A 23802-nucleotide genomic window follows, 5' to 3' on the forward strand; every position below is an offset into this window, starting at 1 on the left:
CGCCGGTCCGGCAGCGGCCGCCTGGGGGGCTACCTCTCGAATTCGAGGAAGTGCCTGATCTCCTCGGCCGCTGCCTCCAGATTCCGGGCGACCAAACCGCGCCCGAGCCACTCGCTGAGCCGGGCGATACCTAGACCGGTGGTAGAAAACGTCAAGGCCAGGGTCAGGCGGCTGCCGTCGCCGTCGGGTTCGACGAGCGCCGCGAAGGAGTGCCGCGTTCCCTGTACGGCTCGCCACTTCAGCAGGCTGCCGGTCGGCGGTGTGATCAGCACCCGGCCACCGAGCTGAATGGTGCCACTGTCCAGATAGACGTCCCACAGCTCGCCGTCATCGCGCGCTTTGACGAACCGGCAGCGGCTGAAAGTGGACACCTGGGGAAGCAGACTGTGCGGGTCGGTGATGAAAGGGCCGCTTGTGGCGAGCGGGCAGTTGACATGACGGGAAACGGTGACGGTCTGGGTCATGTCACCGGATCATCGGGACGATGGTCTTGCTGGCCAGCTTTGACAGGCCAACTTGCATGATGCTGGTGACATAGGCCAGCGCCTGGTCCCAATGCGGCTCGTCGCCGAATCTGGCCCGCACGTCGATCGGGTCGAGCACCTGCATGCGAATCTTCGCCGGAAGTGGAAAGTGCGGCAGCGGGAGCGGGGACAGTCCCCAGGGAATGCTCAGCGTCATCGGCATGCTTTTCACCCGTGCCAGTTTGTCCAAGCGCAGCAGCTGCGCGGTGCGGCGGCCGTCGTTGAGCACGATCAAGGTGTCATGGCCGCCGGTCGCCACCACAGGCACGATCTTCACGTTGCATTTGTGGGCCAGCCGCAAGAATCCTTTGCGGCCCGAGAAGATGATTTTGTTGCGGTCGCGCCAGGGGCGCAGGGCCTCAACATCCCCGCCCGGGTAGACGAGCGCCGAGCCGCCACTGTCGAAGATGCGCTCGGCGAAGGAATTGGCGGCAGGGACCACGCCGAGCTTGCGGGTCAGCCCGCCGATGACCGGCGCGGCCGTGACGGTGTCGTGCGCCAGCGCGTAGAGGGGACGGCCTTCGACGGTGAAGTAGGTGTTGTAGGCCAGCAGGAAAACGAACGTATCCGGAGTCGCTCCCCCGCCGCTGTGATTGCCCACGAACAGCACCGGTTCGTCCGGCACATTCTCGAAGCCGTGCACCTCGGCCCGAAACCACACGGTGGAGGCCAACCATAGCGGGGGCAGCACGGCGCGAATGAACTCAGGATCGCGATGGCGAAGTTCTTTGGGAAGTCGTTGCCGAGTCATCACGATGAGACTAAACCGATTTGACGCGATTTAATCGCGGTTGAGGCCGCGCGGCTTCGCGCTAATGGCTGTGGTTGTCTTAGCTTGAGACGAGCCTGACTTAGGCTCGACCGGTTCAGAACGGTAGCCGGGAACTGTGCGAGTGCGATGCGTGCCGCGTGGGCACGTCGCTGCGATCAGTGGGGGGTTTGGTTTGCGTCAATTAGCCGACCGAACTATAATCTGGACACATGTCCAGTTTGCTGTCCGGTCGTTCGCGGGTGCGTTGACAGCAATGAGATTGGCGCCTTTCTCCCCTTGTCCTGGTCGATCGCTGGCGGCGAAGGGTTGAGTATGCGAATCGCTCTGCTGTCTTACCGGAGTAAAGACCACTGCGGCGGACAGGGTGTCTATGTGCGCCACCTCAGCCGCGGTCTGGTGGACCTCGGTCACGAGGTGGAGGTGTTCTCCGGCCAGCCGTATCCGGAACTGCTCGATCCCCGGGTTCGGCTGACGAAGGTCCCGAGTCTCGACCTGTACCGCGAGCCGGACCCTTTCCGGGTGCCCCGGCCGAGCGAGATCCGGGACTCCATCGACCTGCTCGAGTTGGCCACCATGTGGACCGCTGGATTTCCCGAACCACGAACCTTCACGCTGCGGGTGGCGCGGTTACTGGCGGAACGGGCAGGCGATTTCGACGTCGTGCACGACAATCAAAGCCTGGGAACAGGATTGCTCACCATCGCCGCCGGTATGCCTGTGGTGGCGACCGTGCACCACCCCATCACCCGTGACCGGCTGCTTGATCTGGCCGCCGCGCGATGGTGGCGAAAGCCGTTGGTGCACCGCTGGTATGGATTCTCCACCATGCAGAAGCAGGTGGCGCGTCAGATTCCCGACCTACTGACCGTCTCGTCGTCCTCGGCGTCGGACATCGTGACGGACTTCGGCGTGTCCCCGGAGCAGTTGCACGTGGTGCCGCTGGGGGTGAACACCGAGCTGTTCAAGCCGGGTTCGGCGCCACGGCAACCCGGGCGGGTGATGGCGATCGCCAGCGCGGACACGCCACTCAAGGGTGTCAGCACCCTGTTGCACGCCGTCGCCCGACTCCGCACCAGCCGGGACCTGGAATTGCGATTGGTCGCCAAAGTCGAAACCAACGGTCCGACCCACAAGCTGATTGCCGAACTGGGCATCTCCGACATCGTGCACATCGCCAGCGGGCTACCCGATACCGAGCTTGCGGCGCTGTTCGCATCGGCAGAGGTCGCGTGTATTCCCTCGCTCTACGAAGGTTTTTCGCTGCCGGCGGTGGAAGCGATGGCGAGTGGCACACCCATCGTCGCCAGCCGAGTCGGTGCGCTGCCCGAAGTCCTTGGAACCGACGGTGCTTGCGCCGAGTTGGTGGCAGCGGCTGACGTCGACGCCCTGACTCACGCCCTCGGGAAGCTGCTGGATTCACCGGAGCGCCGCCGCAGCCTGGGCGCGGCCGGACGTAACCGGGCGGTCAACGTCTTCAGCTGGGATGCGGTGGCCGCCCAAACAGTCCAGGTCTACCAACGGGCGATACAACGCCGGGCGGTCGAGGGCGGGCCGCGATGCTGACGGTTGATTTCGACCGGCTCGGGATCGGTCCCGCGACAACGGTCATCGACGTGGGTTGTGGGGCCGGCCGGCACGCCTTCGAGGCCTACCGGCGGGGTGCGGATGTGGTCGCTTTCGACCAGGACGCCGCCGAACTGCGGTCGGTCGACACCTTGTTGCGCGCGATGGCCGAGACCGGCGAGGCACCGAAAACGGCCTCGGCGAAGGTGGTTCGGGGCGACGCGCTCAATTTGCCCTACGCCGACGAGACGTTCGACTGCGTGATCGCCTCGGAGATCTTGGAGCACATACCCGAAGACGACGCGGCCATCGCCGAACTGGTCCGAGTCCTCAAAGTCGGTGGCGTGCTGGCAGTCAGCGTGCCGCGGTGGCTGCCTGAGCGAGTGTGCTGGTTGCTGTCCGAGGAGTATCACAGCAACGAGGGCGGCCACGTCAGGATTTACCGCGCCAGCGCGCTACGTGACAAGATCGCCGGTCGCGGAATGGATCTGACGCACACCCATCACGCCCATGCCCTGCACTCACCGTTCTGGTGGCTCAAATGCGCCGTGGGAACGTCCAAGAATGACCATCCGGCCGTAACCGCCTACCACAAGCTGCTGGTGTGGGATCTCATGCAGCGGCCGAAGATCACCCAGGTCGCCGAGAACGTGCTCAATCCACTGATGGGTAAGAGCGTCGCCATGTACTTCACCAAGCCCCACTCGGTGCAAAGCCGTACTGCGCAGGGATATTCAGTTGCGTCGGGATGACAACGCGCCGGGTGTCGCCGGTGTGGTGACCCCCGAGCAGTGCCGGCAGACTGCGCTATCCATCGCGGCCGCCCAGGAGCCGTCCGGGGCGATCCCCTGGTTCACCGGGGGGCACACCGATCCGTGGGACCACGTGGAAAGCGCCATGGCGCTGACCGCGGCGGGGTTGCTGGAACCCGCGCGGGCAGCATTTGACTGGTGCCGTCGAATGCAGCGTCCGGACGGCTCCTGGCCGATCCAGATCCGGGCCGGCATCGTCGAAGATGTCAACAGCGACAGCAACTTCTGCGCTTATATCGCCACCGGTGTCTGGCACCACGTGCTGGTTACCGGCGACGAGAGATTCGCCGCTCTGATGTGGCCGGTGGTGCAGCGGGCGATCGACTTCGTCATCGACCTGCAAGTCGGTTACGGTGAAATTTGTTGGGCCCGAAGCGCAGCCGGTCCGCTCCAGGAAGCGTTGCTGACTGGGTGCGCGAGCATATTTCACAGCATCCGGTGCGCGCTGGCGCTCGCCGCGCTGATCGGGGAACCGCAGCCGGAATGGGAACTCGCGCTGGGCCGACTGGGCCATGCGATCGTCGCCCACCCCGAAGCGTTCACCGAGAAGGACCGCTACTCGATGGACTGGTACTACCCCATCCTCGGGAGCGCGTTGCGTGGTTCGGCCGCCGCGTCGCGAATCCGGCAGCGCTGGGACGATTTCGTGGTGGGCGATCTCGGCATTCGCTGTGTGGTCGACCGGCCCTGGGTCACGGGAGCGGAGACATGCGAACTGGTCATGGCGTTGGACGCCATCGGTCACCGGTCAGCCGCACACCGACAATTCGGCGCCATGCAACATCTGCGTGAAGGCGACGGCTCCTATTGGACCGGTCTGGTGTTCGCCGACGGTAAGCGTTGGCCGGAGGAGCGCACCACGTGGACGGGTGCGGCGATGATCCTGGCCGCCGACGCGCTGTCGGGAACGACGCCAGGCAGCGGAATTTTTCGTGGGCACGCCCTACCGGTGGGCCTGCAAACCGATTTCGACTGCGAGTGCGTTACGGCCGGCCCGAGTCGCTAGTCTCGACCGGCTCGCCGGCCTGACCGCCGGTGCGTTCCAGCACCCGCAGCGACCCGGTCGCCCCAACCTCTCGGAACTGGCCGGAAGCCAGTGCGCGACAATAGATTTGGTATGGTGCGCGACCTCCGTCGTTGGGGTCGGGGAACACGTCGTGGATGACGAGACCGCCGTCGGCGACCAACCACTTGGCCCATCCCTCGAAGTCGCGCGCAGCCGCAGCCTCGGTGTGACCGCCGTCGATGAACAGGAACCGCAGCGGCGAGCGCCATCCCTGAGCAACGATCGGGGATTTGCCGACAATGGCCACCACGTGGTCGTCGAGGCCGGCGGCGTCGAGGTTCCGGCGGAAGGTCGGCAACGTGTCGAAAAGCCCGGTCACCTCGTCGACGAGCGACGTGTCGTGGAATTCCCAGCCGGCCTGATGCTCTTCCGATCCGTGATGATGGTCGATCGTGTAGAGCACGCTGTTGCGCTGTTGCGCCGCCGCGCCGAGCAGCATGGTGGATTTGCCGCAGTAGGTGCCGATCTCCACTCCGATGCCGCCGTCGAGATAACGCAGTGCGGCGTCGTACAGGGCGCGCCCCTCGTCGCCGGGCATGAAGCCCTGTACCTGCTCGGCGAGCGCGAGCACGCGCGCCGTAAAGCCGGTGGCATCATCGCTCATCAGACGAACTTATCGCTCGCCCTGGGCGCGGCGGCAGCCTGGTCGGCGTCCTTGCTGGCGCGGATGAGGAAGGGATCCTTCTGGACAGCCGTCCGGCTGTCCAGAAGGCCTATACGTCAGCCGTGCGGGGCCTCGGAGATCTTGCTGTCCGGCTTGCCCAACGTCTGGCAGTACGTCTGGGCCGAGAGGCGGGTCGCGTTGATCTCCAGTGAGGTCGGCTCGGCGCCGCTCTTGTCTTTGAGCATCTTGCTGACCTCCTCACTCTGTTTCTTCTCGTCCTGGCTGGTGAAGTCTTTGCACTTGGTATCGCCACCGGTGTTGATGACCTTTGACGCCGAACATCCGCTGAACATCAGCGCGGCGATAACAATCGCGGCAGGTGCGAGGGGTTTCATCAATAGCCCTTTCTGAAATCGGAGACGTAGCTATCTATAGACCGCAGCGCGCATTCCCAAACACCGGTGGAATTGCCCCACCGCGGAACGGGCGACGGTTACTTTTCCAGCGTGAACTGATTGACGTCTATATAGCCGGTGCGGAAATGTTCGGCGCAGCCGGTCAGGTATTTCATATACCGGTCGTAGACCTCTTGTGACTGAATGGCGATGGCCTCGTCCCGGCGCGACTCGAGGGCCGCGGCCCACCGATCGAGGGTCTTGGCGTAGTGCTGCTGCAGCGATTGGCGTCTGGTCAGCCGGAATCCCGCCTTCTCCGAGAAGTCGGCGACAATATCGGTATCCGGCAACCGGCCGCCCGGGAAGATCTCTGTGACAATGAATTTCGCGAACTTGATGTGGTTCATCGAGATAGGCAAACCGCTCTTGGCGAGTTGTTCGCGGGTCAATCCAGTGATCGTGTGCAGCAGCATAACGCCGTCAGCCGGCAGGAGCTTGTAGGCCAGCGAAAAGAAATCCTGGTAGCGGTCGTGGCCGAAGTGTTCGAACGCGCCGATCGACACAATGCGGTCGACGGGCTGGGTGAATTGTTCCCAGCCTTGCAGCAGCACGCGGCGGCTGCGCGGGGTATCCATTGCGTCGAACGTCTTCTGCACATGCGCGGCCTGGTTCTTGGAGAGGGTCAGTCCTACGACATTCACGTCGTACTTCTCGATTGCGCGGCGCATCGTGGCACCCCATCCGCAACCGACGTCCAGCAGCGTCATGCCGGGTTGCAGGCCCAGCTTGCCCAGCGACAGATCGATCTTGGCGAGCTGGGCCTCTTCCAGCGTCATGTCGTCGCGCTCGAAATATGCGCAGCTGTAAGTCTGGGTGGGGTCCAGAAACAACCGGAAGAAGTCATCGGACAAGTCGTAATGTGCCTGCACGTCGTCGAAGTGCGGCTGCAAGTGCTGAGACAAGCGGGTTATGCCTTTCGTGGCGCCTGAGCTCCCTGGTGGGAGTCCGGCATGCCCGACGCCGGCGGGTACCTAGTTCCCCGTCGGGCCAAGATGAAACCACCGGCTAGGTCACATCACGCCGACGATGAGTTTCTCGTCTGCGGCGGGTCATACCCACCGACCGGACACATCAGGAGACAAGGTGGATCCCATGTACAAGGCCATGCCGCCGATCGTTGACCAGCAGACCTGGCGTGCTCAGCTCGACCAACTGCGCGACCGCGAGAAGGCCGCGACCCGCGAATTGGACGCCATCGCCGCCCAGCGGCGCCGGTTGCCGATGGTGGCCTTGCCTGAGTACACGTTGATCGGCGCCGACGGGCCGATTCGCCTGGCTGAGGTTTTCGACGGACGCTCGCAGCTCATCGTCTATCACCACATGTGGTCGCCCGGTGCGGAGTGGCAGTGCAGTGGATGCACCGGCTTCACTTCGCAGTTCACCCGGCTGGAGTTTCTCGGCAATTACGACGCGCGGTTCGTCATCGTCACCAACGGACCGATCGACGCGGCGCTCGCTTACCGCCGCAGGGTCGGCAACCGGATGCAGTGGTATTCGTCGTCGGAGAGCTCGTTCGGCACGGACATGGACGCCCCGCCCGGCGGTGGCTTCGCTGTCAACGTGTTCCTGCGCGACGGTGACACCGTCTACCGCACCTGGCACACTAACGGCCGCGGCACCGAGCAGCTCAGCCACTCCTTTGCGCTAATCGACATACTGCCCTGGGGTCGACAGGAGGAGTGGCTCGATTCGCCGCCCGGATGGCCGTCGAGGCCCACCTACTCCGGGTGGTCGACCTCGCCTGACATCGCCCGTGCCTACGGAGAGGACCAAGAATGAGTAGCGACTGCTTCGTGGCGACCAGAACCATCTCGGCTACGCCGACGGCGATCTTCTCTGTGCTGTCCGACCCGGCCCGCCATCGCGACACCGAACCCACCGACTGGGTCCGTGACGCGGTCGACGCCGAACCGATCACCGGTACCGGTCAGATCTTCGCCATGAACATGTACCTCGAGGCGGCCGGCGGTGACTACGTCACCTACAACCTGGTCACGGAATTCGACCAGGACCGCACCATCGCGTGGATGCCGGGCCGGCTCGACCCCGCCGGCAATCACGCTGCAGGTGGCTGGTTCTGGCGGTACGAGCTGGCCGCAGACGGTGACCAGACCGACGTCACACTCACCTACGACTGGACAGCTACGTCGCAGGAGTTTCGCGACCAGATCGGTGGGATGCCGCCTTTCCCGGAGGATTATCTCGGTGCGTCGCTGGCCAGTCTGGAGCGCTCGGTCACGGACTGATGCCCAGGCGTGCCGCGAGTTCGGCGAACGCATCGCGTACCGCGGTGGGTTGCTCAATCCAGGGAAAGTGGCCCGCCTCGGAGATGACCCGCCAGATCACGTTGTCGTTGTGAAATCGTTCCTGCTGCCACAACCACTGCGTGACGATCCGGTCCGCCGAGCCGCTGACGATCAAGGTCGGCAACGCGGTGGGCCACCACGCCAATCGGTAGTCGCGGTCGAAATGCTCCGCTGACCACCGCACGGCGTCGACGTTGTATGGCATCCGCCCTAGCAGTTCGGCTCCGGCGGCGAGATTGTCGGCGGCGAAGTTCCACGGCGCCGATCGCAGCGCGAGCTCGCGCAGGTGTTCGCCGGTGGGGTCCGCCTCGTATCGGGCCGCCGCATTTTCAAAACCCGGCAACGGGTTGTTGGCGGTCATCTCTTCGTAGACCGGAATCCACGATGCGTCGGGAGCAGTGCTGATCAGCACCATGCCTTCGAGCATCGCGGCCAATGCGGGGGTCGCCAGCAGATATTGGCCGCCGGTGGAATGCCCGACATAGACCGGATGCTCGACGGCCTGTGCGGCTTCGAGCAAGACCTGAGGCCACAGCCGGTAGGGATCCGTCGTGGCGCCGGGAGCGTTCGTGTTTGAACCGTCGCCGGGTAGGTCGACCAGCCAGGAGCTTCCGCACACCGCCACGGCGTCGACGAGTTCCTCGAGGGATTCCGACCCGATACCCGGACCGCCTGGTAGGAAAAGCCAGTTCACCCCGCCTTCGCACCGCCTGTGGAGACGCAGCCGGACGCCCGACGGCGTCCAGTGAACGTGCTGGGCAGCCATGGACTCCTGCGTTTTCGGGTGGTCGGATCGGTCTCAAAAATACCTGCATTGGTACCGCATTGGCCTCCGGCAAAGTCTTGACTGACTCCAGATAAGTGCGGAGTATGAGCATGTGTCCTCGGATCACGCCGAGCAGTTGCGAATGGCCGATTTACGGGTAACGCGGCCGCGGATTGCAGTGATGGAGGCGGTTCATGCGCATCCTCATGCCGACACCGACACGATCTTCTCCGCCGTGCGAGTGGGGTTGCCCGATGTGTCCCGGCAAGCCGTCTACGACGTGCTCAATGCGCTGACCGCCGCGGGGCTGGTGCGGCGGATTCAGCCCTCAGGTCTGGTCGCCCGCTATGAATCGCGGGTCGGCGACAACCACCACCACGTCGTGTGCAGATCCTGCGGGGTCATCGGCGATGTGGATTGCGCCGTCGGTGCTACGCCGTGTCTGACCCCCTCAGACGACAACAACGTGTTGGATGGGTTCGTCCTCGACGAGGCCGAAGTCATCTACTGGGGCCTGTGCCCCGACTGCTCGAGTACTGATTCCCGATCACAACCGTGATCGCAGCCCGTTTCAGATAACCCGGAAGGAATGCTGTGTCATCCGATACATCCGATAGCCGACCTCCTCACGCCAGCGACTCGGCGAGCACGAGCGAGAGCGAGAACCCGGCAATCCCGTCGCCCACCCCGAAAGAAGGTGCGCCGCGCACCAACCAGGACTGGTGGCCCAACCAGGTCGACGTGTCCAAGCTGCACCCTCACTCGCCGCAGGCCAACCCGCTCGGCGACGATTTCGACTACGCCGCCGAGTTCGCCAAGCTTGACGTCGAGGCGCTCAAGGCCGACCTGGTCTCGGTGATGACGACTTCTCAGGACTGGTGGCCGGCCGACTACGGCCACTACGGCGGCTTCTTCATCCGCATGAGCTGGCATGCGGCCGGCACCTACCGCATCTATGACGGTCGCGGCGGCGCCGGACAAGGCTTGCAGCGGTTCGCGCCGCTCAACAGCTGGCCGGACAACGCCAGCCTGGACAAGGCGCGCCGGTTGCTGTGGCCCGTCAAGAAGAAGCACGGAAATAAGATCTCTTGGGCCGACCTGCTGGTGCTCGCCGGGAACGTGGCCCTGGAAGACATGGGCTTTGCGACCTTCGGCTTCGCGTTCGGCCGCGAGGACGTCTGGGAGCCGGAGGAAGTCCTCTTCGGCGAAGAAGACGAATGGATGGGCACCAACAAGCGCTACTCCGGCGAGCGTGACCTGGCACAGCCCTACGGCGCCACGACGATGGGACTGATCTACGTCAATCCCGAAGGCCCCGAAGGAAAGCCGGATCCGGTCGCCGCGGCGCGCGACATCCGCGAGACGTTCGGCCGCATGGCCATGAACGACGAAGAGACCGCCGCACTCATCGTGGGTGGCCACAGTTTCGGCAAGACACACGGTGCCAGCGCCGACCCTGTCGGGCCCGAGCCCGAGGCTGCCCCCATCGAGCAGCAGGGGCTGGGCTGGAAGAGCACCTTCGGCACCGGTAGCGGCAAGGACGCCATCACCAGCGGCCTGGAGGTGGTGTGGACGCCGACGCCGACCAAGTGGGACAACACCTTCTTGGAGACCCTGTACGGCTTCGAGTGGGAGCTGACCAAGAGCCCCGGCGGGGCATGGCAGTTCACCGCGAAGGACGGCGCCGGTGCGGGCACCATTCCCGACCCGTTCGGCGGCCCGGGGCGCAACCCGACCATGCTGGTCACCGACGTCTCGCTGCGCGAGGACCCGATCTACCGGCAGATCACCCAGCGCTGGCTGGAACACCCCGAGGAGCTCTCCGAGGCCTTCGCCAAGGCGTGGTACAAGCTGTTGCACCGCGACATGGGACCGGTCAGCCGCTATCTCGGACCGTGGATCCCGGAGCCGCAGCTGTGGCAGGACCCGGTCCCCGCGGTCGACCACGAACTGGTCGACGAAAGCGACATCGCCGCGCTGAAGTCCAAGGTGCTCGAGTCGGGTCTGTCGGTTCAGCAACTGGTGAAGACGGCGTGGTCGGCAGCAGCCAGCTACCGCAACACCGACAAGCGGGGCGGCGCCAACGGGGCCCGGCTGCGTCTGGAACCGCAGAAGAGCTGGGAGGTCAACGAGCCCTCCGAGCTGGACAAGGTGCTGCCGGTTCTCACCCAGATCCAGCAGGACTTCAACGGCTCCGCTTCCGGCGGCAAGAAGGTCTCGCTGGCCGACCTGATCGTGCTGGCCGGTTCTGCCGCCGTGGAGAAGGCGGCCAAGGACGCGGGGTATGAGATCTCGGTGCACTTTGCGCCGGGCCGAACCGACGCCTCCCAGGAGAACACCGATGTGGAGTCGTTCGCGGTGCTCGAACCGCGGGCAGACGGGTTCCGCAACTACTTCCGCCCCGGCGAGAAGGCTCCGCTCGAGCAGTTGCTCCTGGACCGGGCCTACATGCTAGGTGTGTCCGGGCCGGAGATGACGGTGCTCATCGGTGGGTTGCGTGCCATCGGCGCCAACCACGGCGGGAGCAAGCACGGTGTGTTCACCAACCAGACCGGCAAGCTGACGAACGACTTCTTCGTCAACCTGCTCGACATGGGCACCGAATGGAAGGCGTCGGAGAACTCCGAGAACGTCTACGAGGGTCACGACCGGGCAACCGGCGAACTTAAGTGGACCGCCACCGCGAATGACCTTGTGTTCGGCTCGAATTCGGTGTTGCGTGCGCTGGCCGAGGTGTACGCCCAGGACGACAACCACGGCAAGTTCGTCGAGGACTTCGTCGCGGCCTGGGTCAAGGTCATGAACAACGATCGGTTCGACCTGAAGTAGTCCGTTTCGGTCATCGGAGGCCCCGCGGGCTCAGGCTCGCGGGGCGTCCGTCGTTCAGGGGCCCTCAGGCGGCCACGGTGACGACGATCGAGTCGCCCCCGGTCTGCCAGGCCGTCGTGAAGGTGGCGATCGCTACCTGTTCGTCGGCGTGATCGGCGCCGGGGTCGTTGAGGTGAACGACTTCGGTGTTGGTGTCGATTCCGGTGACCACCAGGAAGTGATCGGCCGCGGTGCGCTGATCGCTGGTGTTCCAGATGACCGCGGAGTTGACCCAGGCGATGATCTTGCGGCTGTCGGTGAGGTACCGCTGCAGCGCGGGCAGCCCGGTCTGTTCCGGATGCGTCGTGGCGTCGGTCATCACCGACTTGATGCCGTAGTGCTCGAGTAGCACCACTTCGTCGGCCATTTCGATGCCGCCGGTGCCGTTCGCGTGGCTCGGGTCATTCACCGGCGCATAGATGGGACCGGGGTTGGTCCCCGACGGCGTGCTCACCGCCAACGCGATCATCTGCTGCTCGGTCGGCGCATGACCGGTGATCTGGCCCACCACGTCCGCCACCGAAACCAGACCACAGTTGTCCTCGAGCGACTGCTGTTGCCAGTACTTGGCGGCTGCCGCGGGATCGCCGTAGACGCCCGTCCGTGCTGCGGTCGTCGTTGTCGGCCGCGCCGAAGCGCTGGACGTGGTGCTGGTGGTCACCTGCGACTGAGGCGATGCCTGCGTCGACGGGGTCACCGGACCGCACGCCGATGATGCGGCCACCACGGCCACACCGAGCAGCGTGGCTATCGGGTGAGGTCCCATTGTCCGTAGTCGGCCGCGAGGACGTCGTCGATGTCGATCTGAGTCCCGGCCAGCAACGGCCCGTTGACCACTCCCTGGTAGAGCACCGCTGCCGGTTCTCGCTCTCCGTTGGACCAGGACCGGGTCTGCCAGGCCCACCGGTGACCCGGTGTGGTCGACTGCCCGATGACGTTGTCGTTGATCGCCCAGCCGCACGCGCGGGAGTGCCCGTAAATCCCGGTGCGGCCCACGCCGAGCACCGAGTTGATGCCCCGGAACCAGGGCAGCGCAAGACTGTTCCAGGTGCCCTGGTCGATGTTGTCGTCCACGCTGAAGAAGATCGGCGCGGACGCTCCTCCTCCGGCGGCGTTGTGCAGCGCCAGCGCCGCCTGTGCATCGGCAACCCCACCGTCGTAACCGCGGGTGAAATCCGAGGGCGCGGATCCGCCCGGCTTGCCGTACTGGAAATTGCTGACGATGTGCAGACCCGCTGCGCGCAGGGAGTCGGCGTACTGGCGGGTGATCGGCTTGGCTTCGAAGTTCATCCCCGGCCGTGACTCGGAGACGTAATTCACCACGCCTTCATAGCCGGCCGCCTTGATCTCCTCCGCCGGGATTCTCTGCAAGGCGAAGTCGATCAACTGACCGTTGCCGGCTGAGGCTTTGGGCGCCTGGGCCGTCGCTGCGAACGCACCGAGCACCACCGGCGCAAGGGCGTACGTGAACGCTGCGCGCCGTGACAGGTAACGAGGGCCACTGGGTGAAGCGGATTCGGGCACGGCGCGATGGTAGCAACCGCATCTTTGCGATCGTCGAGAATTCAATCCGATCCCAGCTACTGGGGCTGCCGGCGGCTGCCGCGCACGGCCGGGCCGCGGGCCCGGGGTACCTGGTGGACATGGGTGTGCGTGTGGACGTCGTCGAGACATCGAGCCTGGGCGATCGCAGTTATGTGGTCGCTGACGAGGACGCCGTGGTGGTCATCGATCCGCAGCGCGACATCGACCGGGTAATGCAGCTGCTTGGTGAGCCCTCGCCCGCATCACCCATGTCCTGGAAACGCATCTGCACAACGACTATGTGACGGGGGGTTTGGAGTTGTCCCGCTCGACGGGAGCGCAGTACGTCATTCCCCGGGGTGACGACGTCGGTTATCCGGCTCGCCGGGTCGGCGACGGAGACGTCATCGACGCCGGCGGGTTTCGGCTGCGGGTCATCCACACACCGGGGCACACACTGGAGCACGTGAGCTATGCGCTCAGCGATGTTTCGGGGCGTTCCTTGGGCGTTTTTGCCGGTGGTTCAATGCTTTTCGATACCGCAGGACGCACCGATCTGCTCGGCGTCGACCGTGCCCACGAGTTGACCGTGGACCAGTACCGGTCAGTGCGCCGGCTGGCCGGCGAACTTCCCGCCGAGACTCAGGTCTATCCCACACACGGCTTCGGCAGTTTCTGTGCGGCCGGTGGCCAGGGGCGGGACTCGTCGACGGTGGGAGAGCAGCGGGCGTCTAATCCGGCCCTCACCCTGGATGAGGAAACGTTCGTCGGCGGGTTGCTCGCCACGTTGTCGGCCTACCCCGCCTACTACGAGCACATGGGCGTGATCAACCGCGACGGACCCGCTCCGGTGGACCTGTCGACACCGGCGCCGGTGGACCCGGGCGAACTTCGGCGCCGCATCGAGGCCGGTGAATGGGTGATCGACCTACGCTCCCGGACCGCGTTCGCGGCTGGACATATCGGGGGCTCCTACGGCTTCGAGTTGTCGGATTCGTTCGTCACCTACCTCGGCTGGCTGTATGCCTGGGGTGAACCGCTGACCTTGATAGGAGAACGACGACCAGATCGCCACTGCCCGAAGGGGACTGGTACGTATCGGGGTCGACGACGTGCGCGGTGCGGCCACCGGCGACATCGGCAAACTGGCCGGCGAGCTCGGTCTGCGCTCCTACCGGTTTCAGATTTCGGCGAACTGGCAGCGGAAACGGGTCGTGATGAGGTGGCCGTGCTCGACGTGCGGCGCGACGAGGAGTTCCGGGACGGCCACGTACACAAGGCCATCAACATTCCGGTCCACGAATTGATGCGCCGTCTCGACGAACTTCCGAACGGTGAGATCTGGGTGCACTGCGCCAGCGGCTACCGGGCTTCGGTAGCGGCTTCCATCCTCGACAAGTACGGCCGCGCGACGGTGCTGGTCGACGACAACTACGGCGCTGCTGAAGAACTCGGGTTGACCTGGCGGTAGCGCCGCGATGATGGCGCCCACATCAGAGTTGGCGCCGCGGCTATAGGGAAGTTTGGCAAGGCCCGTGGCCATCGCTTGGGTACGGCCACGCTCCCCCCAGAATCGAGGACAGCACGACCGACCCCGCGACCAGTCGCACCTGCCGTTCGAGCTCCCATCGCGGTGCACCGCGGTCGACCGGCAGGCCGTCGCCCTCCCAGGCCGTGAACCCGTTCTCGAGGACCCGTCCCGCACGCACAACCTCCTCGCGCAGCAGCCGCTCGGCTTTCGCCGCGCGCTGCCCGGACTTGACACCAGCACAACGTCTTCGGCTAAGCGGGGGGCTATGGCGGATCGATGTTGGTCAGTCCTGCTGCCAGTGGCCGCGGGACACCAGCACCCGGCGCAGCAGGTCGGCCCGATCGGTGATGATGCCGTCCACTCCGATGTCGAAAAGCGCGGCCATCTCCTCCGGGTCGTCGACCGTCCAGGCATGCACCTGGCGGCCCATCTCGTGGGCGGTGCGCACCAGGCCGGCCGTGATGACCGGCACCGCCCCCAGCCGCGACGGTAGCTGCAGGCAGTCGCTGTCGTGCATCAGCCGCCACGCATAGCCCTGGTCGCGCGGTGTCCTGGCCGCCAGCACCGCTAACAGTGCCCCTGTTCCGGCCGCGCTGGCGACGCGCCTGGACAGCAACCGCAGTGCCCGCCGGCGGCGGCGCTCGGAGAACGACGTCACCAATACCCGGTCGTGCACCTTCATCCGCTCGATGACGTCGACGGTCGGCTCCACCGCCGACCCGACCTTGATGTCGATGTTGACCCGGATATCGGGGTAGGTGGTCAACAAGTCTTCGAGAGTGGGGATCGACTCTCCTGCGCCGAGATCTGCCGTGCTCACTTCGCGCCAATCCAACTCGTCGACCGCTCCCCGCACGCCACAGCGATCGTCAAGCCGCCGGTCGTGCAGGACCACCGCAACGCCGTCACGGGTGGCTCGTACGTCGGTCTCGATATAGCGAAATCCGAGCTGCACCGCCTCCCGGAAAGCGGCCATCGTGTTCATCGGGTACTTGAACGACGTAAACCCTCTGTGTGCCATGGCGATTGGGCCGTTTTCGCGAAGGAACTCCACGATCGCCGTCCCGTCGTCGTTCACCAGGTAAGTATCGCCACCGGGGCACCAAACGCCAGCACATTCCCTAACCGGTCGACCAAAGTTGTTAAGCCGCATACGGGCGCGACATCACTGGCTACGATCATGTGCTGTGCGCCAACTAGTCAGCCGGAAATCGGTAGAACCCTGTCTAGCGGCAATCGCCACCGTTGCCGCGCTGCTTTTCGCCGGTGTGGTGTTGCCGGCCGGTGCTCCCGGCGCGGCCGGTTCCGCGGTCGCCGCCAATTGTCCGCAGGTGGAAGTCGTCTTCGCCAGAGGCCGATTCGAATCGGCGGGCCCGGGAGCCCTCGGCAATGCGTTCATCAGCTCGCTCAGTTCCAAGGTCGGCGGTCGGAGCATGAGCACTTACGCCGTGAAGTACCCGGCCGACACCGAGGTTGATATCGGCGCCAACGACATGAGTCGGCACATCCAGTACATGGTCAACAATTGCCCCAACACCCGGCTGGTGCTGGGCGGCTACTCGCTCGGTGCGGCGGTCACCGACGTCGTGCTCGCGGTGCCCATGTCCGCGTTCGGATTCGACAGCCCGCTTCCCGATGGTGCCGATCAACACATCGCCGCCGTCGCCCTGTTCGGCAATGGAAGTCAATGGGTCGGGCCGATCACCAATTTCAGCCCGCTCTACAACGACCGGACCATCGAGCTGTGTCACGGAGCCGACCCGGTCTGCAACCCGGCCGACCCGAATACCTGGAAACAGAACTGGCCAGAGCACCTGGCCAACGCGTACATCCAGGCCGGCATGGCGAACCAGGCCGCGGACTTCGTCGCGGGCAAGCTGCAGTAGCTATCTGCTTCTGAGCAGCCGCCGGGCCTGCGCCATCGGTACCTGTCCCCAAAGGCCTGCGATCGCGGTGGACGCATGGCGGGGCGCCAGCATCCGCTGCATCCGACGGGCGACTACCAGCACGACAAGACTGACGGTGAGTTTGCCCAGGGCGAGTCGAGAGGTCCGCTTCTTCCAGGTTGGCCGGTGGGAGGCTGAGCGCCGCCCGAAGTGATACCCGGTGCACAGGGCCGTTATCAGAGCGAGCCCAATCAGCACCACCATGTCGAAGAGCCTGCTCTGCCGCCGTCGCGGTTCGGTCTCACGAAAGATACGCCTCGGCCAATAAACCAAGGCCCGCTCCTCGGACCCGGCCCGGGCCGACGCCGGGTCCCGTTAAGAATCAGCCTGAGAATTAAGGTGACAGGGCGACGCTGCGACCCCGGCATTCCACGCCAGGGAGATATGTTCACGCTGAATTTATAGATGGAATTTCGGTATTCATATGATTAGCCAGCGCAATACTATTCAGTGGCGCTTCGGGGTCGTGTGAGGGCGATCGGCTCAGTCGCCGTCGCCCGGGCCGGCGTCGTCGTGCGCCGCGATTGCCGGACGCCGCATTGCCGACCGACATGAGGCGTTCCGGTGGCTGCGTCCCATCGGCCCGACGGTTGCTCCCCAACGTCGTGCCGCACGAAAAGCTCACTGACATCGTCTTTTTGAGCTTCCAGGGTCTCCGGCGGACTGCGCTGGCGCGGTCCCTGCTCGACCCGAGTGTTGCTGCCCTGCCCCTGCGTCGTGCCTGCGGCGGATTATGTGGCCTTTTACTGCACAGATGCTGCGCAGATTCTATGAAGATGATGTGACTAAAAATCAAGGTGAATGTTGGCTAAACAGCAAGATCAGGGTCCATTCGGCGAGGTTAGCCACATTGAACCGGCCAGGGCGCGGTCAATACCGTACCGAGATAACGGCAACGCATTGACCTGTGAGAACCCGACCCCACAGCTTGTTCGGAGGAACCTATGTCATTCGTACGTACTTATCCAGAGCACCTGGCGGCCGCGGCCAGCAATCTGCAGTCGCTCGGCGCGGCGTTGAACGTGGGTAATGCGGCCGCCGCAACCCCCACCACCGGCGTCGTCCCCGCGGCGGCCGACGAGGTGTCGATCCTGACGGCGGCGCAGTTCGCCACTCACGCCGCGCGGTTTCAGGAGTTGCAGGCACGGGCCGCTCAGATTCAGGCGGCACTGGCGGCGACGCTCGGGACGAGTGCGGGCTCCTACGCGGCGACCGAAGCAGCCAACGCGGCTTCGGTCTGAGCGATCACAAGAGACTAGGGGAACGAACGCAATGGTTGACTACGGCTTGTTGCCGCCCGAGATCAACTCCGGCCTCATTTACGCCGGTCCCGGGGCCGGTTCACTGCTGGCCGCTGCCTCGGCATGGAGTGGGCTGGCCGCCGACCTGCAGGAGGTCGCGTCGGGCCATCGGTCGGTGATCACTGCGCTGACCAGCGGGCCGTGGCTGGGCCCGGCATCGGCATCGTTGACCTCCAGCGTCAGTCCGTTCCTCACCTGGCTGGACGACAGCGCCTTGCAGGCCGCGCAGGCAGCAAGTCAGGCGACCGCCGCGGTGAACGCCTACGAAACGGCATTTGCCGCTAGCGTTCCGCCTCCGTTGATCGTCGCGAACCGCGCCCTGCTGCAGGAATTGGTCGCATCCAACCTGCTCGGCCAGAACAGTTCGGCGATCTCGACCCTCGAGGCCCAGTACGCCGAATTCTGGGCTCAGGATTCGGGGGCGATGTACACCTACGCGGGCAGTGCGGCGGCGGCCACCAAGCTGTCGGAGTTGCCGGCGCCGGCGGAGGTGGTGGATCCGATGGGCGTGGTCGACCAGGCCATCGCGGTCTTCAAAGCGCAGTACAACACCGGCTACACCAACGTGATGAATGTGGTGGCGCAGATCAACCCCAGGGTCTCCGATGTGTTGAAGACGTTGTCCTCCCCGATTAACGGCACGGCGATCGACCAGTTCCTGGTGGCGAACACGCCGTTGGACGACGTGGTGTCGTTGTACAGCAAGTACCTCTCGCCCTATGTCAACTCGATGGCGGCGATGATCCAGTCGACGCAGTCGTTTGGCCAGGTCAGCAACGGTCTTACCGCCATGGCAAACTTCGCGAAGCCGGCGGCTTCCGCGGCTAAGGCGGCCGAAGGCGCAGCATCGGCCGCGGGCGCGGCCGCGGCCAGCGCCGGGCAGGCCGCGGCGGGCGCCGCCGGCAACCTCGGCGGTGTGGCAGCGGGTCTGGGCAAGGCGATTCCGATCGGCGGCTTGTCGGCGCCGGCGAACTGGGTGCCGTGGCACGCCACCACCAATCCCGGCATCGCCAGCGCGATCCCGGCCGCCGCGGAGGGCAACAGCTTCCCGATGGCCCCGCCGTTCGGGCAGTTCGTCAACGGCGGGTACGGCCGCAACCAGCCGACCTACGGGTTCAAGCCTTCCGTCATGGCCAAGCCCCCGGCCGCCGGCTAACGGCCGCTGCACAAAGCAATGGTTGATTACGGCGCGTTGCCGCCCGAGGTTAATTCGGGCCGCATCTATACGGGTCCGGGGGCGGGACCAATGCTTGCCGCCGCGGCGGCGTGGAGCGGACTGGCGGCAGACCTGCAAGCCGCAGCCACCGGCCATCGGTTGGTGATATCCGAGCTGACCAGCGGCCCATGGCTGGGTCCGGCGTCGGCGTCGATGCTGGCGGCGGCGAGTCCCTTCGTGGTGTTCCTGGACAGCAGTGCGGTCGAGGCCGAGCAGGCGGCAAGCCAGGCCTTTGCGGCGGCAGCCGCCTACGAGGCCGCGTTCGCCGCTTCTATCCCGCCGCCGGTTATTGCCGCCAACCGTGCTCTGCTGGCGGCGCTGGTCGCAACCAACTTCCTGGGCCAGAACACCCCCGCTATCGCGGCGACCGAGGCGCTCTACGCCGAGTTCTGGGCGCAGGACGCCGCGGCGATGTACAACTACGCGGGCAGCGCGGCGGCGGCCACCCAGTTCGGGGAATTGCCGGAACCGGCCGAAGTCGCCGACCCATATCAGCTCGCTGACCAGGCTATTGCGGCGTTCAAAGGTCAATACAGCCAGGTTTTCAGCAACGTCATGAACGTCGCGGGTCAACTGAACACCAGAGTGGCCGACGTGCTCAAGACCCTGTCGTCGCCGATCAACAGCACGGCGATCGACCAGTGGCTGATCGCGAACACGCCGTTGGACGACATCGTTCCGCTCTACAGCAAGTACCTTTCGCCCTACGTCTCGGCGGTCACGGCGATATTCCAGTCGGGGCAGGCGTTCGGACAGGCCAGCAGCGGCTCGATCGCTATCACCAATTTCATGAACAATCTGGCTCCTGCGGCCAAAGCGGCCGGCCGCGCCGCTCAAGCCGCCGGCGCGGCCGGGGCCAACCTGGGCACGAAGGTGGGCAGCGTGACCGCTGGTCTGGGTAGGGCGGTCCCGCTGAGCGGACTGTCGGTGCCGGCCAGCTGGACCTCCGCGGTGGGGACAGCTACAGGTCCGGGTACCACGGCGATCAGCAACTCCACCGCAATTCCGGCGGCTCTGGAAACCACGGCAACGGGCGCGGCCGGCAATACTCCGGTGGCCCCGCCATTCGGGCAGTTTTTCAATGCCGGCAACGGCCGCAAAACGCCCGCCTACGGGCATCGGTTGACCTTCATGACCAGGCCACCGGCGGCCGGATAGGCGCTCGTGAATTTCGGGGATTTTCGAAGGCCTCGTCGTGGCTGCTAGGGTGCCTTGCTAATGCTCGAATTTGATCGTCGCCGCATGCTGTTGATGACGGGCCTGATGACCGGTGCGGCCGCACTGGGTGCGGCCCCCGTTCCGAAGGCCGGTGCAGCTCCCAGCGGCGCAGCCGGTCCGTACCTGTTCCACGACGAGTTCGACGGACCGGCCGGCTCCGCCCCGGACCCCGCGAAATGGACGGTCTCCAAAGCGCGCGAGACGATCAAGGACCCGACGTATTGGGAGCTTCCCGAGCACGTCGGCCAGTACCGCGACGATCGACAGAACGTTTTCATCGACGGGAACTCGAACCTCGTCATCCGCGCCGCCAAAGACGGGCCGACCTACTACGGCGGCAAGGTATTCAGTCCGTGGCAAGGCGGCATCGGCCACACCTGGGAAGCTCGCATCAAGTTCGATTGCCTCACCCCGGGCGCCTGGCCCGCGTTCTGGTTGTCCAGTGACGCGCAGGGCGAGATCGACATCGTCGAGTGGTACGGCAACGGCAGCTGGCCGTCCGCGACTACCGTCCACGCAAAAGCCAACGGCTCGGAGTGGAAGACCCACAACATCGCTCTGGACAGCGCGTGGCACACCTGGCGAGTGCAGTGGGACGACGCCGGAATGCGCTTCTGGCAGGACTACACCGACGGCGCGCAGCCGTATTTCACGGTGGCGGCCAACTCGCTGCCGGACTGGCCGTTCAACAATCCCGGCTACCAGGTTTTCCCAATCCTGAATCTGGCTGTGGCCGGTTCCGGCGGCGGTGATCCCGGGCCCGGGCACTATCCGGCGCAGATGCTGGTCGACTACGTGCGGGTCTGGTAGCCACTACAGTTCGGGCATGAACGCCGCGCCCGGGCCGCTGATCACGCGCTATGCCCAGCGTTTCTGCCGAGTGCACGCCGACAGGCACTCGGTGTCCTCCCCGCTGGGCGCCTGGCTGTTGCTGGCGCTGACCGCCCCATTGGCCAAAGGCTCCGTCCGAAAGGACCTCGAGGAGGTTCTGGGCGTCGATGTCAGGCGTGCCCGACGGGCACTGGACGAGTTGCTCAGCGATCCGCCGGACGTCATCCGCAGTGCTCTGGCCGTGTGGGGATTGCCCTCCTGGCCCGGCGAGCTGCCCGCCGCGGTGCAAACGGGACCGGTGCCCGCTCAGGAGCAGGCTGACGCCTGGGCGCGCGATCACACCGACGGCATGATCGACCGCTTCCCGGTCGACGTTTCGGAGATGACGGCGGTGCTAGCCAGTGCCCTGGCCACCCGTATCGCCTGGGTGCGGCCCTACGACAGCACCGACGCCGCAGAGTTGAGATCGCCCTGGAGCTCGCGCGTCGCCCAGGCACTCAGTGGTGCCGGCGGGTATGTCACCGATGCCGCCGGGCTAGGCCCGGTCGCGGTGCACACCGCCGTCGGAAACGATGTTCTGCAGGTGACGTCCGTCATCGCCCGCGAAGATGCCGGGTCGGAGGCGGTTCTGGCGGCCGCCCACGACCTCGCGCAGCAACAAGCCACCGGCTCGACGGTGCGGCGTCGAAAGCTCTCCGACCTCCCGTTGGGCGACGGACCGTTCTGGACGATCACCGAGGACCGCCGACCGGGTGGGGATCAGGTGCGGGTGGTTATGCCGGCGTGGAAAGCGGCGTCGAATCACGACCTGACGACCGATCCCGGACTGGGGTTTGGCGCAGTGGGAAGGGCGCTTGCCGACGCATTGCCAGCAGCGCCGGACATACAGGCTCGCCAGTCGGCCGTCGCGCGCTATAACCGGTGGGGTTTCGAGGCGGCCGCTGTCACCGCCGTCGCGCTGCGCAGCGCAATGATGCCAACTGGCCTGTCGCGCACCGCAATTGTGCGTTTCGGCCATCCGTATGCCGTCGTTGCCAGCGTCGGCCAGCGTCGCGCCCGCCGTGACCCGTGGGCGGGGGTGCCCGTGTTCGCCGCCTGGGTCACAGAACCCGCCGACGTCGACACCAGCCCTCCGCGCTAGCCGGTCGCTACTCGGGTTTCTGCCGCCACTCGCTGATCTTGCGTCCCAGCGAATCGGCTGCAGTCGTTGCAGCCCGGCCGACCCCGTCGACAATCCCGCCCAATCCGTCGCGAATGCCCTTGATCAGCGGGTCGTCGGACTGGTCGAAACCGTCCTTGTAGTGCCGGGCAGCCTCGCTGAAGTCATCGGCGAACGAGGCGCCGTCATCGTCGGTCCGTCGCGGGTAATCCCCGGACAACACCTTGGCATAGCCGCCGGTGTCCACCCACTTGGTCAAAGCGGCGGCCCGCAGGACTGAAAAAGGGTGTGTCTGCAGCTCAAGATTAAGCAGCTTGAGCACACCGTCGCGCATGTCCCCCGACCTTTCGTACTCCCGCGCCTGAGCGAGGAATGCCTGCGAGTCGAGTTTGTCCAGTCGGCTCCCGCCGGCGAGCTTCATCTCCACCCGTATTGCGGTGTCCAGGTCCTGGCAGCACAGCAGCCCGGCGCGGTCCCCGGACAGCTCCGATTTGCGCTGCCATTCCAGCAACGCCGCCACAATGGCGCGCAAAGCCCAGCCGCCGATCGGCATGAATCCGAATGACCCCGCCAACCGCATGAGGTGCATCATCATCGTGCGGTAGACCGCGTGCCCGGACAGCGCGTGACCGAGTTCATGCCCCACCACAAAGCGCATCTCCTCGTGGGTCATCAAGTCATACAGACCGGAGGTGATGACGATGAAGGGCTGGTCCATCCCGATCGTGTAAGCGTTGGCGATCGGTGACTGCGTCACGAAAAGTTCAGGCTTCTCTGGTGCGTCCAGGACGTCAGCGCACTCCTGAAGCAGCGCATCGAGGTCGGCGAACTGGCGAGGACCCACCCGCGCGCCACTGGCCAGGTATAACAGGCGATGTTGGCGTTCGCGCAGCATCCCGGACAGCAACTTCAGGATCTGGTCGAAGCCCTTGAGCCGGCGCAACGCTGACAGGGCAGTCCGGTCGGCGGGATGTTCCCAGGCGCGTGAGCTGATTTCTGGGAAGACGGCGCGCGTCGCGGCAGGTGTTTGTGACATGGCGGTCCCCTTATTGTCTGTATCAGGATAAGGGGGCGGTGCTCAGAAAAATCCGCAGCAAAACAACCGCACGCGATGGCGGTGCGTGCGGATGATTCGCGATCGGATCACTAACCGAATAGAGCGACTAACGTGCGAGAACGTTACGCGGGGGCGTCAGCGGTGGAGTACATCCCGAAGGTGCCGTGACCTGTCGAAACCGAACCGCCCACTGCGGCGGCGCGCTGCCTGGCGATATATGCGGGATGCCGACGCATTGCCTCTTGGAGCTGACGTTCCCGCCGGTGCGCTGCCGTCCAGACCG

At 65.3% G+C, this 23802-nt stretch carries 23 protein-coding genes and 1 pseudogene; 14 read left to right on the forward strand and 10 right to left on the reverse strand.

The window, feature by feature from the left end; all coding sequences use genetic code 11:
• Positions 1–29 precede the first annotated feature (29 nt).
• Together AWC08_RS06855 and AWC08_RS06860 are read right to left on the reverse strand one after the other, a co-directional pair.
• On the reverse strand, positions 30–464 hold the full coding sequence (locus AWC08_RS06855) for an SRPBCC family protein (RefSeq protein ID WP_069433851.1): 435 nt from the start codon (positions 462–464) through the stop codon (positions 30–32).
• A 1-nt stretch (position 465) separates the two neighbouring features.
• Positions 466–1275 (reverse strand): lysophospholipid acyltransferase family protein, encoded by an 810-nt coding sequence (locus AWC08_RS06860; protein WP_069433852.1) that lies wholly within the window; start codon positions 1273–1275, stop codon positions 466–468.
• A 333-nt stretch (positions 1276–1608) separates the two neighbouring features.
• On the opposite strand from AWC08_RS06860, the gene AWC08_RS06865 reads away from it, so the two are divergent.
• From AWC08_RS06865 to AWC08_RS06875, 3 genes are read left to right on the forward strand one after another with little or no spacing between them, the layout of a single operon-like run.
• Positions 1609–2859 carry an MMP alpha-(1->4)-mannosyltransferase gene (locus AWC08_RS06865; RefSeq protein WP_069433853.1) on the forward strand — a complete coding sequence of 417 codons (1251 nt, stop codon included), beginning with the start codon at positions 1609–1611 and terminating at the stop codon, positions 2857–2859.
• Complete coding sequence (locus AWC08_RS06870; RefSeq protein WP_065132288.1) at positions 2853–3611, forward strand: class I SAM-dependent methyltransferase; 759 nt, start codon at positions 2853–2855, stop codon at positions 3609–3611. The genes AWC08_RS06865 and AWC08_RS06870 overlap by 7 nt, the downstream gene beginning before the upstream one ends.
• A gap of 22 nt (positions 3612–3633) precedes the next feature.
• The gene (locus AWC08_RS06875) at positions 3634–4677 is read left to right on the forward strand and encodes an MMP endo-(1,4)-3-O-methyl-alpha-D-mannosidase (protein WP_232007887.1); all 1044 of its coding nucleotides are present in this window, start codon (positions 3634–3636) and stop codon (positions 4675–4677) included.
• Here AWC08_RS06875 and AWC08_RS06880 read toward each other — a convergent pair.
• From AWC08_RS06880 to AWC08_RS06890, 3 genes are all read right to left on the reverse strand, one after another.
• Positions 4655–5341 carry a class I SAM-dependent methyltransferase gene (locus AWC08_RS06880; RefSeq protein ID WP_065133588.1) on the reverse strand — a complete coding sequence of 229 codons (687 nt, stop codon included), beginning with the start codon at positions 5339–5341 and terminating at the stop codon, positions 4655–4657. The two genes, AWC08_RS06875 and AWC08_RS06880, sit on opposite strands and share 23 nt — an antisense overlap.
• 116 nt (positions 5342–5457) lie before the next feature.
• A complete protein-coding gene (locus AWC08_RS06885; protein WP_065133587.1) occupies positions 5458–5736 on the reverse strand; it encodes a hypothetical protein in 279 nt (92 codons plus the stop codon).
• Positions 5737–5834: 98 nt separating this feature from the next.
• On the reverse strand, positions 5835–6698 hold the full coding sequence (locus tag AWC08_RS06890; protein WP_065133586.1) for a cyclopropane mycolic acid synthase family methyltransferase: 864 nt from the start codon (positions 6696–6698) through the stop codon (positions 5835–5837).
• A gap of 190 nt (positions 6699–6888) precedes the next feature.
• On the opposite strand from AWC08_RS06890, the gene AWC08_RS06895 reads away from it, so the two are divergent.
• Both AWC08_RS06895 and AWC08_RS06900 read left to right on the forward strand, forming a co-directional pair.
• Entirely contained in the window at positions 6889–7575 is a 687-nt protein-coding gene (locus AWC08_RS06895; RefSeq protein ID WP_069433855.1) for a DUF899 domain-containing protein, read from the forward strand.
• Positions 7572–8042, forward strand: a complete 471-nt coding sequence (locus tag AWC08_RS06900; RefSeq protein WP_069433856.1) for an SRPBCC family protein — start codon at positions 7572–7574, stop codon at positions 8040–8042. The genes AWC08_RS06895 and AWC08_RS06900 overlap by 4 nt, the downstream gene beginning before the upstream one ends.
• On the opposite strand, the gene AWC08_RS06905 is transcribed toward AWC08_RS06900, so the two are convergent.
• Entirely contained in the window at positions 8032–8796 is a 765-nt protein-coding gene (locus AWC08_RS06905) for an alpha/beta fold hydrolase (protein ID WP_232007885.1), read from the reverse strand. The genes AWC08_RS06900 and AWC08_RS06905 overlap by 11 nt on opposite strands.
• A gap of 214 nt (positions 8797–9010) precedes the next feature.
• On the opposite strand from AWC08_RS06905, the gene AWC08_RS06910 reads away from it, so the two are divergent.
• Positions 9011–9427: a Fur family transcriptional regulator gene (locus tag AWC08_RS06910; protein ID WP_065133594.1), complete on the forward strand. Its 417-nt coding sequence runs from the start codon at positions 9011–9013 to the stop codon at positions 9425–9427.
• Between the two features lie 35 nt (positions 9428–9462).
• On the forward strand, positions 9463–11697 hold the full coding sequence (gene katG / locus AWC08_RS06915; protein ID WP_065133582.1) for a catalase/peroxidase HPI: 2235 nt from the start codon (positions 9463–9465) through the stop codon (positions 11695–11697).
• 64 nt (positions 11698–11761) lie between these two features.
• Here katG and AWC08_RS06920 read toward each other — a convergent pair whose 3' ends face one another.
• The gene (locus tag AWC08_RS06920; RefSeq protein WP_065133581.1) at positions 11762–12502 is read right to left on the reverse strand and encodes a C39 family peptidase; all 741 of its coding nucleotides are present in this window, start codon (positions 12500–12502) and stop codon (positions 11762–11764) included.
• A complete protein-coding gene (locus AWC08_RS06925; RefSeq protein ID WP_065133580.1) occupies positions 12484–13260 on the reverse strand; it encodes a DUF1906 domain-containing protein in 777 nt (258 codons plus the stop codon). Before AWC08_RS06925 ends, AWC08_RS06920 begins: the two co-directional genes overlap by 19 nt.
• Positions 13261–13385: 125 nt before the next feature.
• On the opposite strand from AWC08_RS06925, the pseudogene AWC08_RS06930 reads away from it, so the two are divergent.
• A pseudogene (locus AWC08_RS06930) lies at positions 13386–14731 on the forward strand (MBL fold metallo-hydrolase).
• Positions 14732–15074: 343 nt separating this feature from the next.
• Here the strand turns inward: AWC08_RS06930 and AWC08_RS06935 are convergent.
• Positions 15075–15845, reverse strand: coding sequence for a glycerophosphodiester phosphodiesterase family protein (locus tag AWC08_RS06935; RefSeq protein ID WP_197522003.1), 771 nt, complete (start codon positions 15843–15845; stop codon positions 15075–15077).
• 181 nt (positions 15846–16026) lie between these two features.
• Here AWC08_RS06935 and AWC08_RS06940 point away from each other — a divergent pair, with 181 nt between their 5' ends.
• The 6 genes from AWC08_RS06940 (at position 16027) to AWC08_RS06970 (ending at position 22444) form a co-directional block, all read left to right on the forward strand.
• A complete protein-coding gene (locus tag AWC08_RS06940; RefSeq protein WP_232007889.1) occupies positions 16027–16677 on the forward strand; it encodes a cutinase family protein in 651 nt (216 codons plus the stop codon).
• A gap of 1004 nt (positions 16678–17681) precedes the next feature.
• A complete protein-coding gene (locus tag AWC08_RS06950; RefSeq protein ID WP_065133577.1) occupies positions 17682–17978 on the forward strand; it encodes a PE family protein in 297 nt (98 codons plus the stop codon).
• Between the two features lie 31 nt (positions 17979–18009).
• Positions 18010–19194: a PPE family protein gene (locus AWC08_RS06955; RefSeq protein ID WP_085087555.1), complete on the forward strand. Its 1185-nt coding sequence runs from the start codon at positions 18010–18012 to the stop codon at positions 19192–19194.
• A gap of 18 nt (positions 19195–19212) precedes the next feature.
• Positions 19213–20412 (forward strand): PPE family protein, encoded by a 1200-nt coding sequence (locus AWC08_RS38970; RefSeq protein ID WP_069434225.1) that lies wholly within the window; start codon positions 19213–19215, stop codon positions 20410–20412.
• Between the two features lie 60 nt (positions 20413–20472).
• A complete protein-coding gene (locus tag AWC08_RS06965; protein ID WP_065133574.1) occupies positions 20473–21282 on the forward strand; it encodes a glycoside hydrolase family 16 protein in 810 nt (269 codons plus the stop codon).
• 16 nt (positions 21283–21298) lie between these two features.
• Complete coding sequence (locus AWC08_RS06970; RefSeq protein WP_069434224.1) at positions 21299–22444, forward strand: serpin family protein; 1146 nt, start codon at positions 21299–21301, stop codon at positions 22442–22444.
• Between the two features lie 7 nt (positions 22445–22451).
• Here AWC08_RS06970 and AWC08_RS06975 read toward each other — a convergent pair whose 3' ends face one another.
• Positions 22452–23498: a M48 family metallopeptidase gene (locus AWC08_RS06975; protein WP_065133572.1), complete on the reverse strand. Its 1047-nt coding sequence runs from the start codon at positions 23496–23498 to the stop codon at positions 22452–22454.
• Between the last annotated feature and the right edge of the window lie 304 nt (positions 23499–23802).

The organism is Mycobacterium gordonae (assembly GCF_002101675.1).
In the GTDB taxonomy this organism is placed as follows: domain Bacteria; phylum Actinomycetota; class Actinomycetes; order Mycobacteriales; family Mycobacteriaceae; genus Mycobacterium; species Mycobacterium gordonae.

Coding starts and splice junctions, on each gene's coding strand:
- AWC08_RS06855 (WP_069433851.1), bottom strand. CDS start 464: ATGACCCAGACCGTCACCGTTTCCCGTCATGTCAACTGCCCGCTCGCC.
- AWC08_RS06860 (WP_069433852.1), bottom strand. CDS start 1,275: ATGACTCGGCAACGACTTCCCAAAGAACTTCGCCATCGCGATCCTGAG.
- AWC08_RS06865 (WP_069433853.1), top strand. CDS start 1,609: ATGCGAATCGCTCTGCTGTCTTACCGGAGTAAAGACCACTGCGGCGGA.
- AWC08_RS06870 (WP_065132288.1), top strand. CDS start 2,853: ATGCTGACGGTTGATTTCGACCGGCTCGGGATCGGTCCCGCGACAACG.
- AWC08_RS06880 (WP_065133588.1), bottom strand. CDS start 5,341: ATGAGCGATGATGCCACCGGCTTTACGGCGCGCGTGCTCGCGCTCGCC.
- AWC08_RS06885 (WP_065133587.1), bottom strand. CDS start 5,736: ATGAAACCCCTCGCACCTGCCGCGATTGTTATCGCCGCGCTGATGTTC.
- AWC08_RS06895 (WP_069433855.1), top strand. CDS start 6,889: ATGTACAAGGCCATGCCGCCGATCGTTGACCAGCAGACCTGGCGTGCT.
- AWC08_RS06900 (WP_069433856.1), top strand. CDS start 7,572: ATGAGTAGCGACTGCTTCGTGGCGACCAGAACCATCTCGGCTACGCCG.
- AWC08_RS06910 (WP_065133594.1), top strand. CDS start 9,011: ATGGCCGATTTACGGGTAACGCGGCCGCGGATTGCAGTGATGGAGGCG.
- AWC08_RS06920 (WP_065133581.1), bottom strand. CDS start 12,502: ATGGGACCTCACCCGATAGCCACGCTGCTCGGTGTGGCCGTGGTGGCC.
- AWC08_RS06950 (WP_065133577.1), top strand. CDS start 17,682: ATGTCATTCGTACGTACTTATCCAGAGCACCTGGCGGCCGCGGCCAGC.
- AWC08_RS06955 (WP_085087555.1), top strand. CDS start 18,010: ATGGTTGACTACGGCTTGTTGCCGCCCGAGATCAACTCCGGCCTCATT.
- AWC08_RS38970 (WP_069434225.1), top strand. CDS start 19,213: ATGGTTGATTACGGCGCGTTGCCGCCCGAGGTTAATTCGGGCCGCATC.
- AWC08_RS06965 (WP_065133574.1), top strand. CDS start 20,473: ATGCTCGAATTTGATCGTCGCCGCATGCTGTTGATGACGGGCCTGATG.
- AWC08_RS06970 (WP_069434224.1), top strand. CDS start 21,299: ATGAACGCCGCGCCCGGGCCGCTGATCACGCGCTATGCCCAGCGTTTC.
- AWC08_RS06975 (WP_065133572.1), bottom strand. CDS start 23,498: ATGTCACAAACACCTGCCGCGACGCGCGCCGTCTTCCCAGAAATCAGC.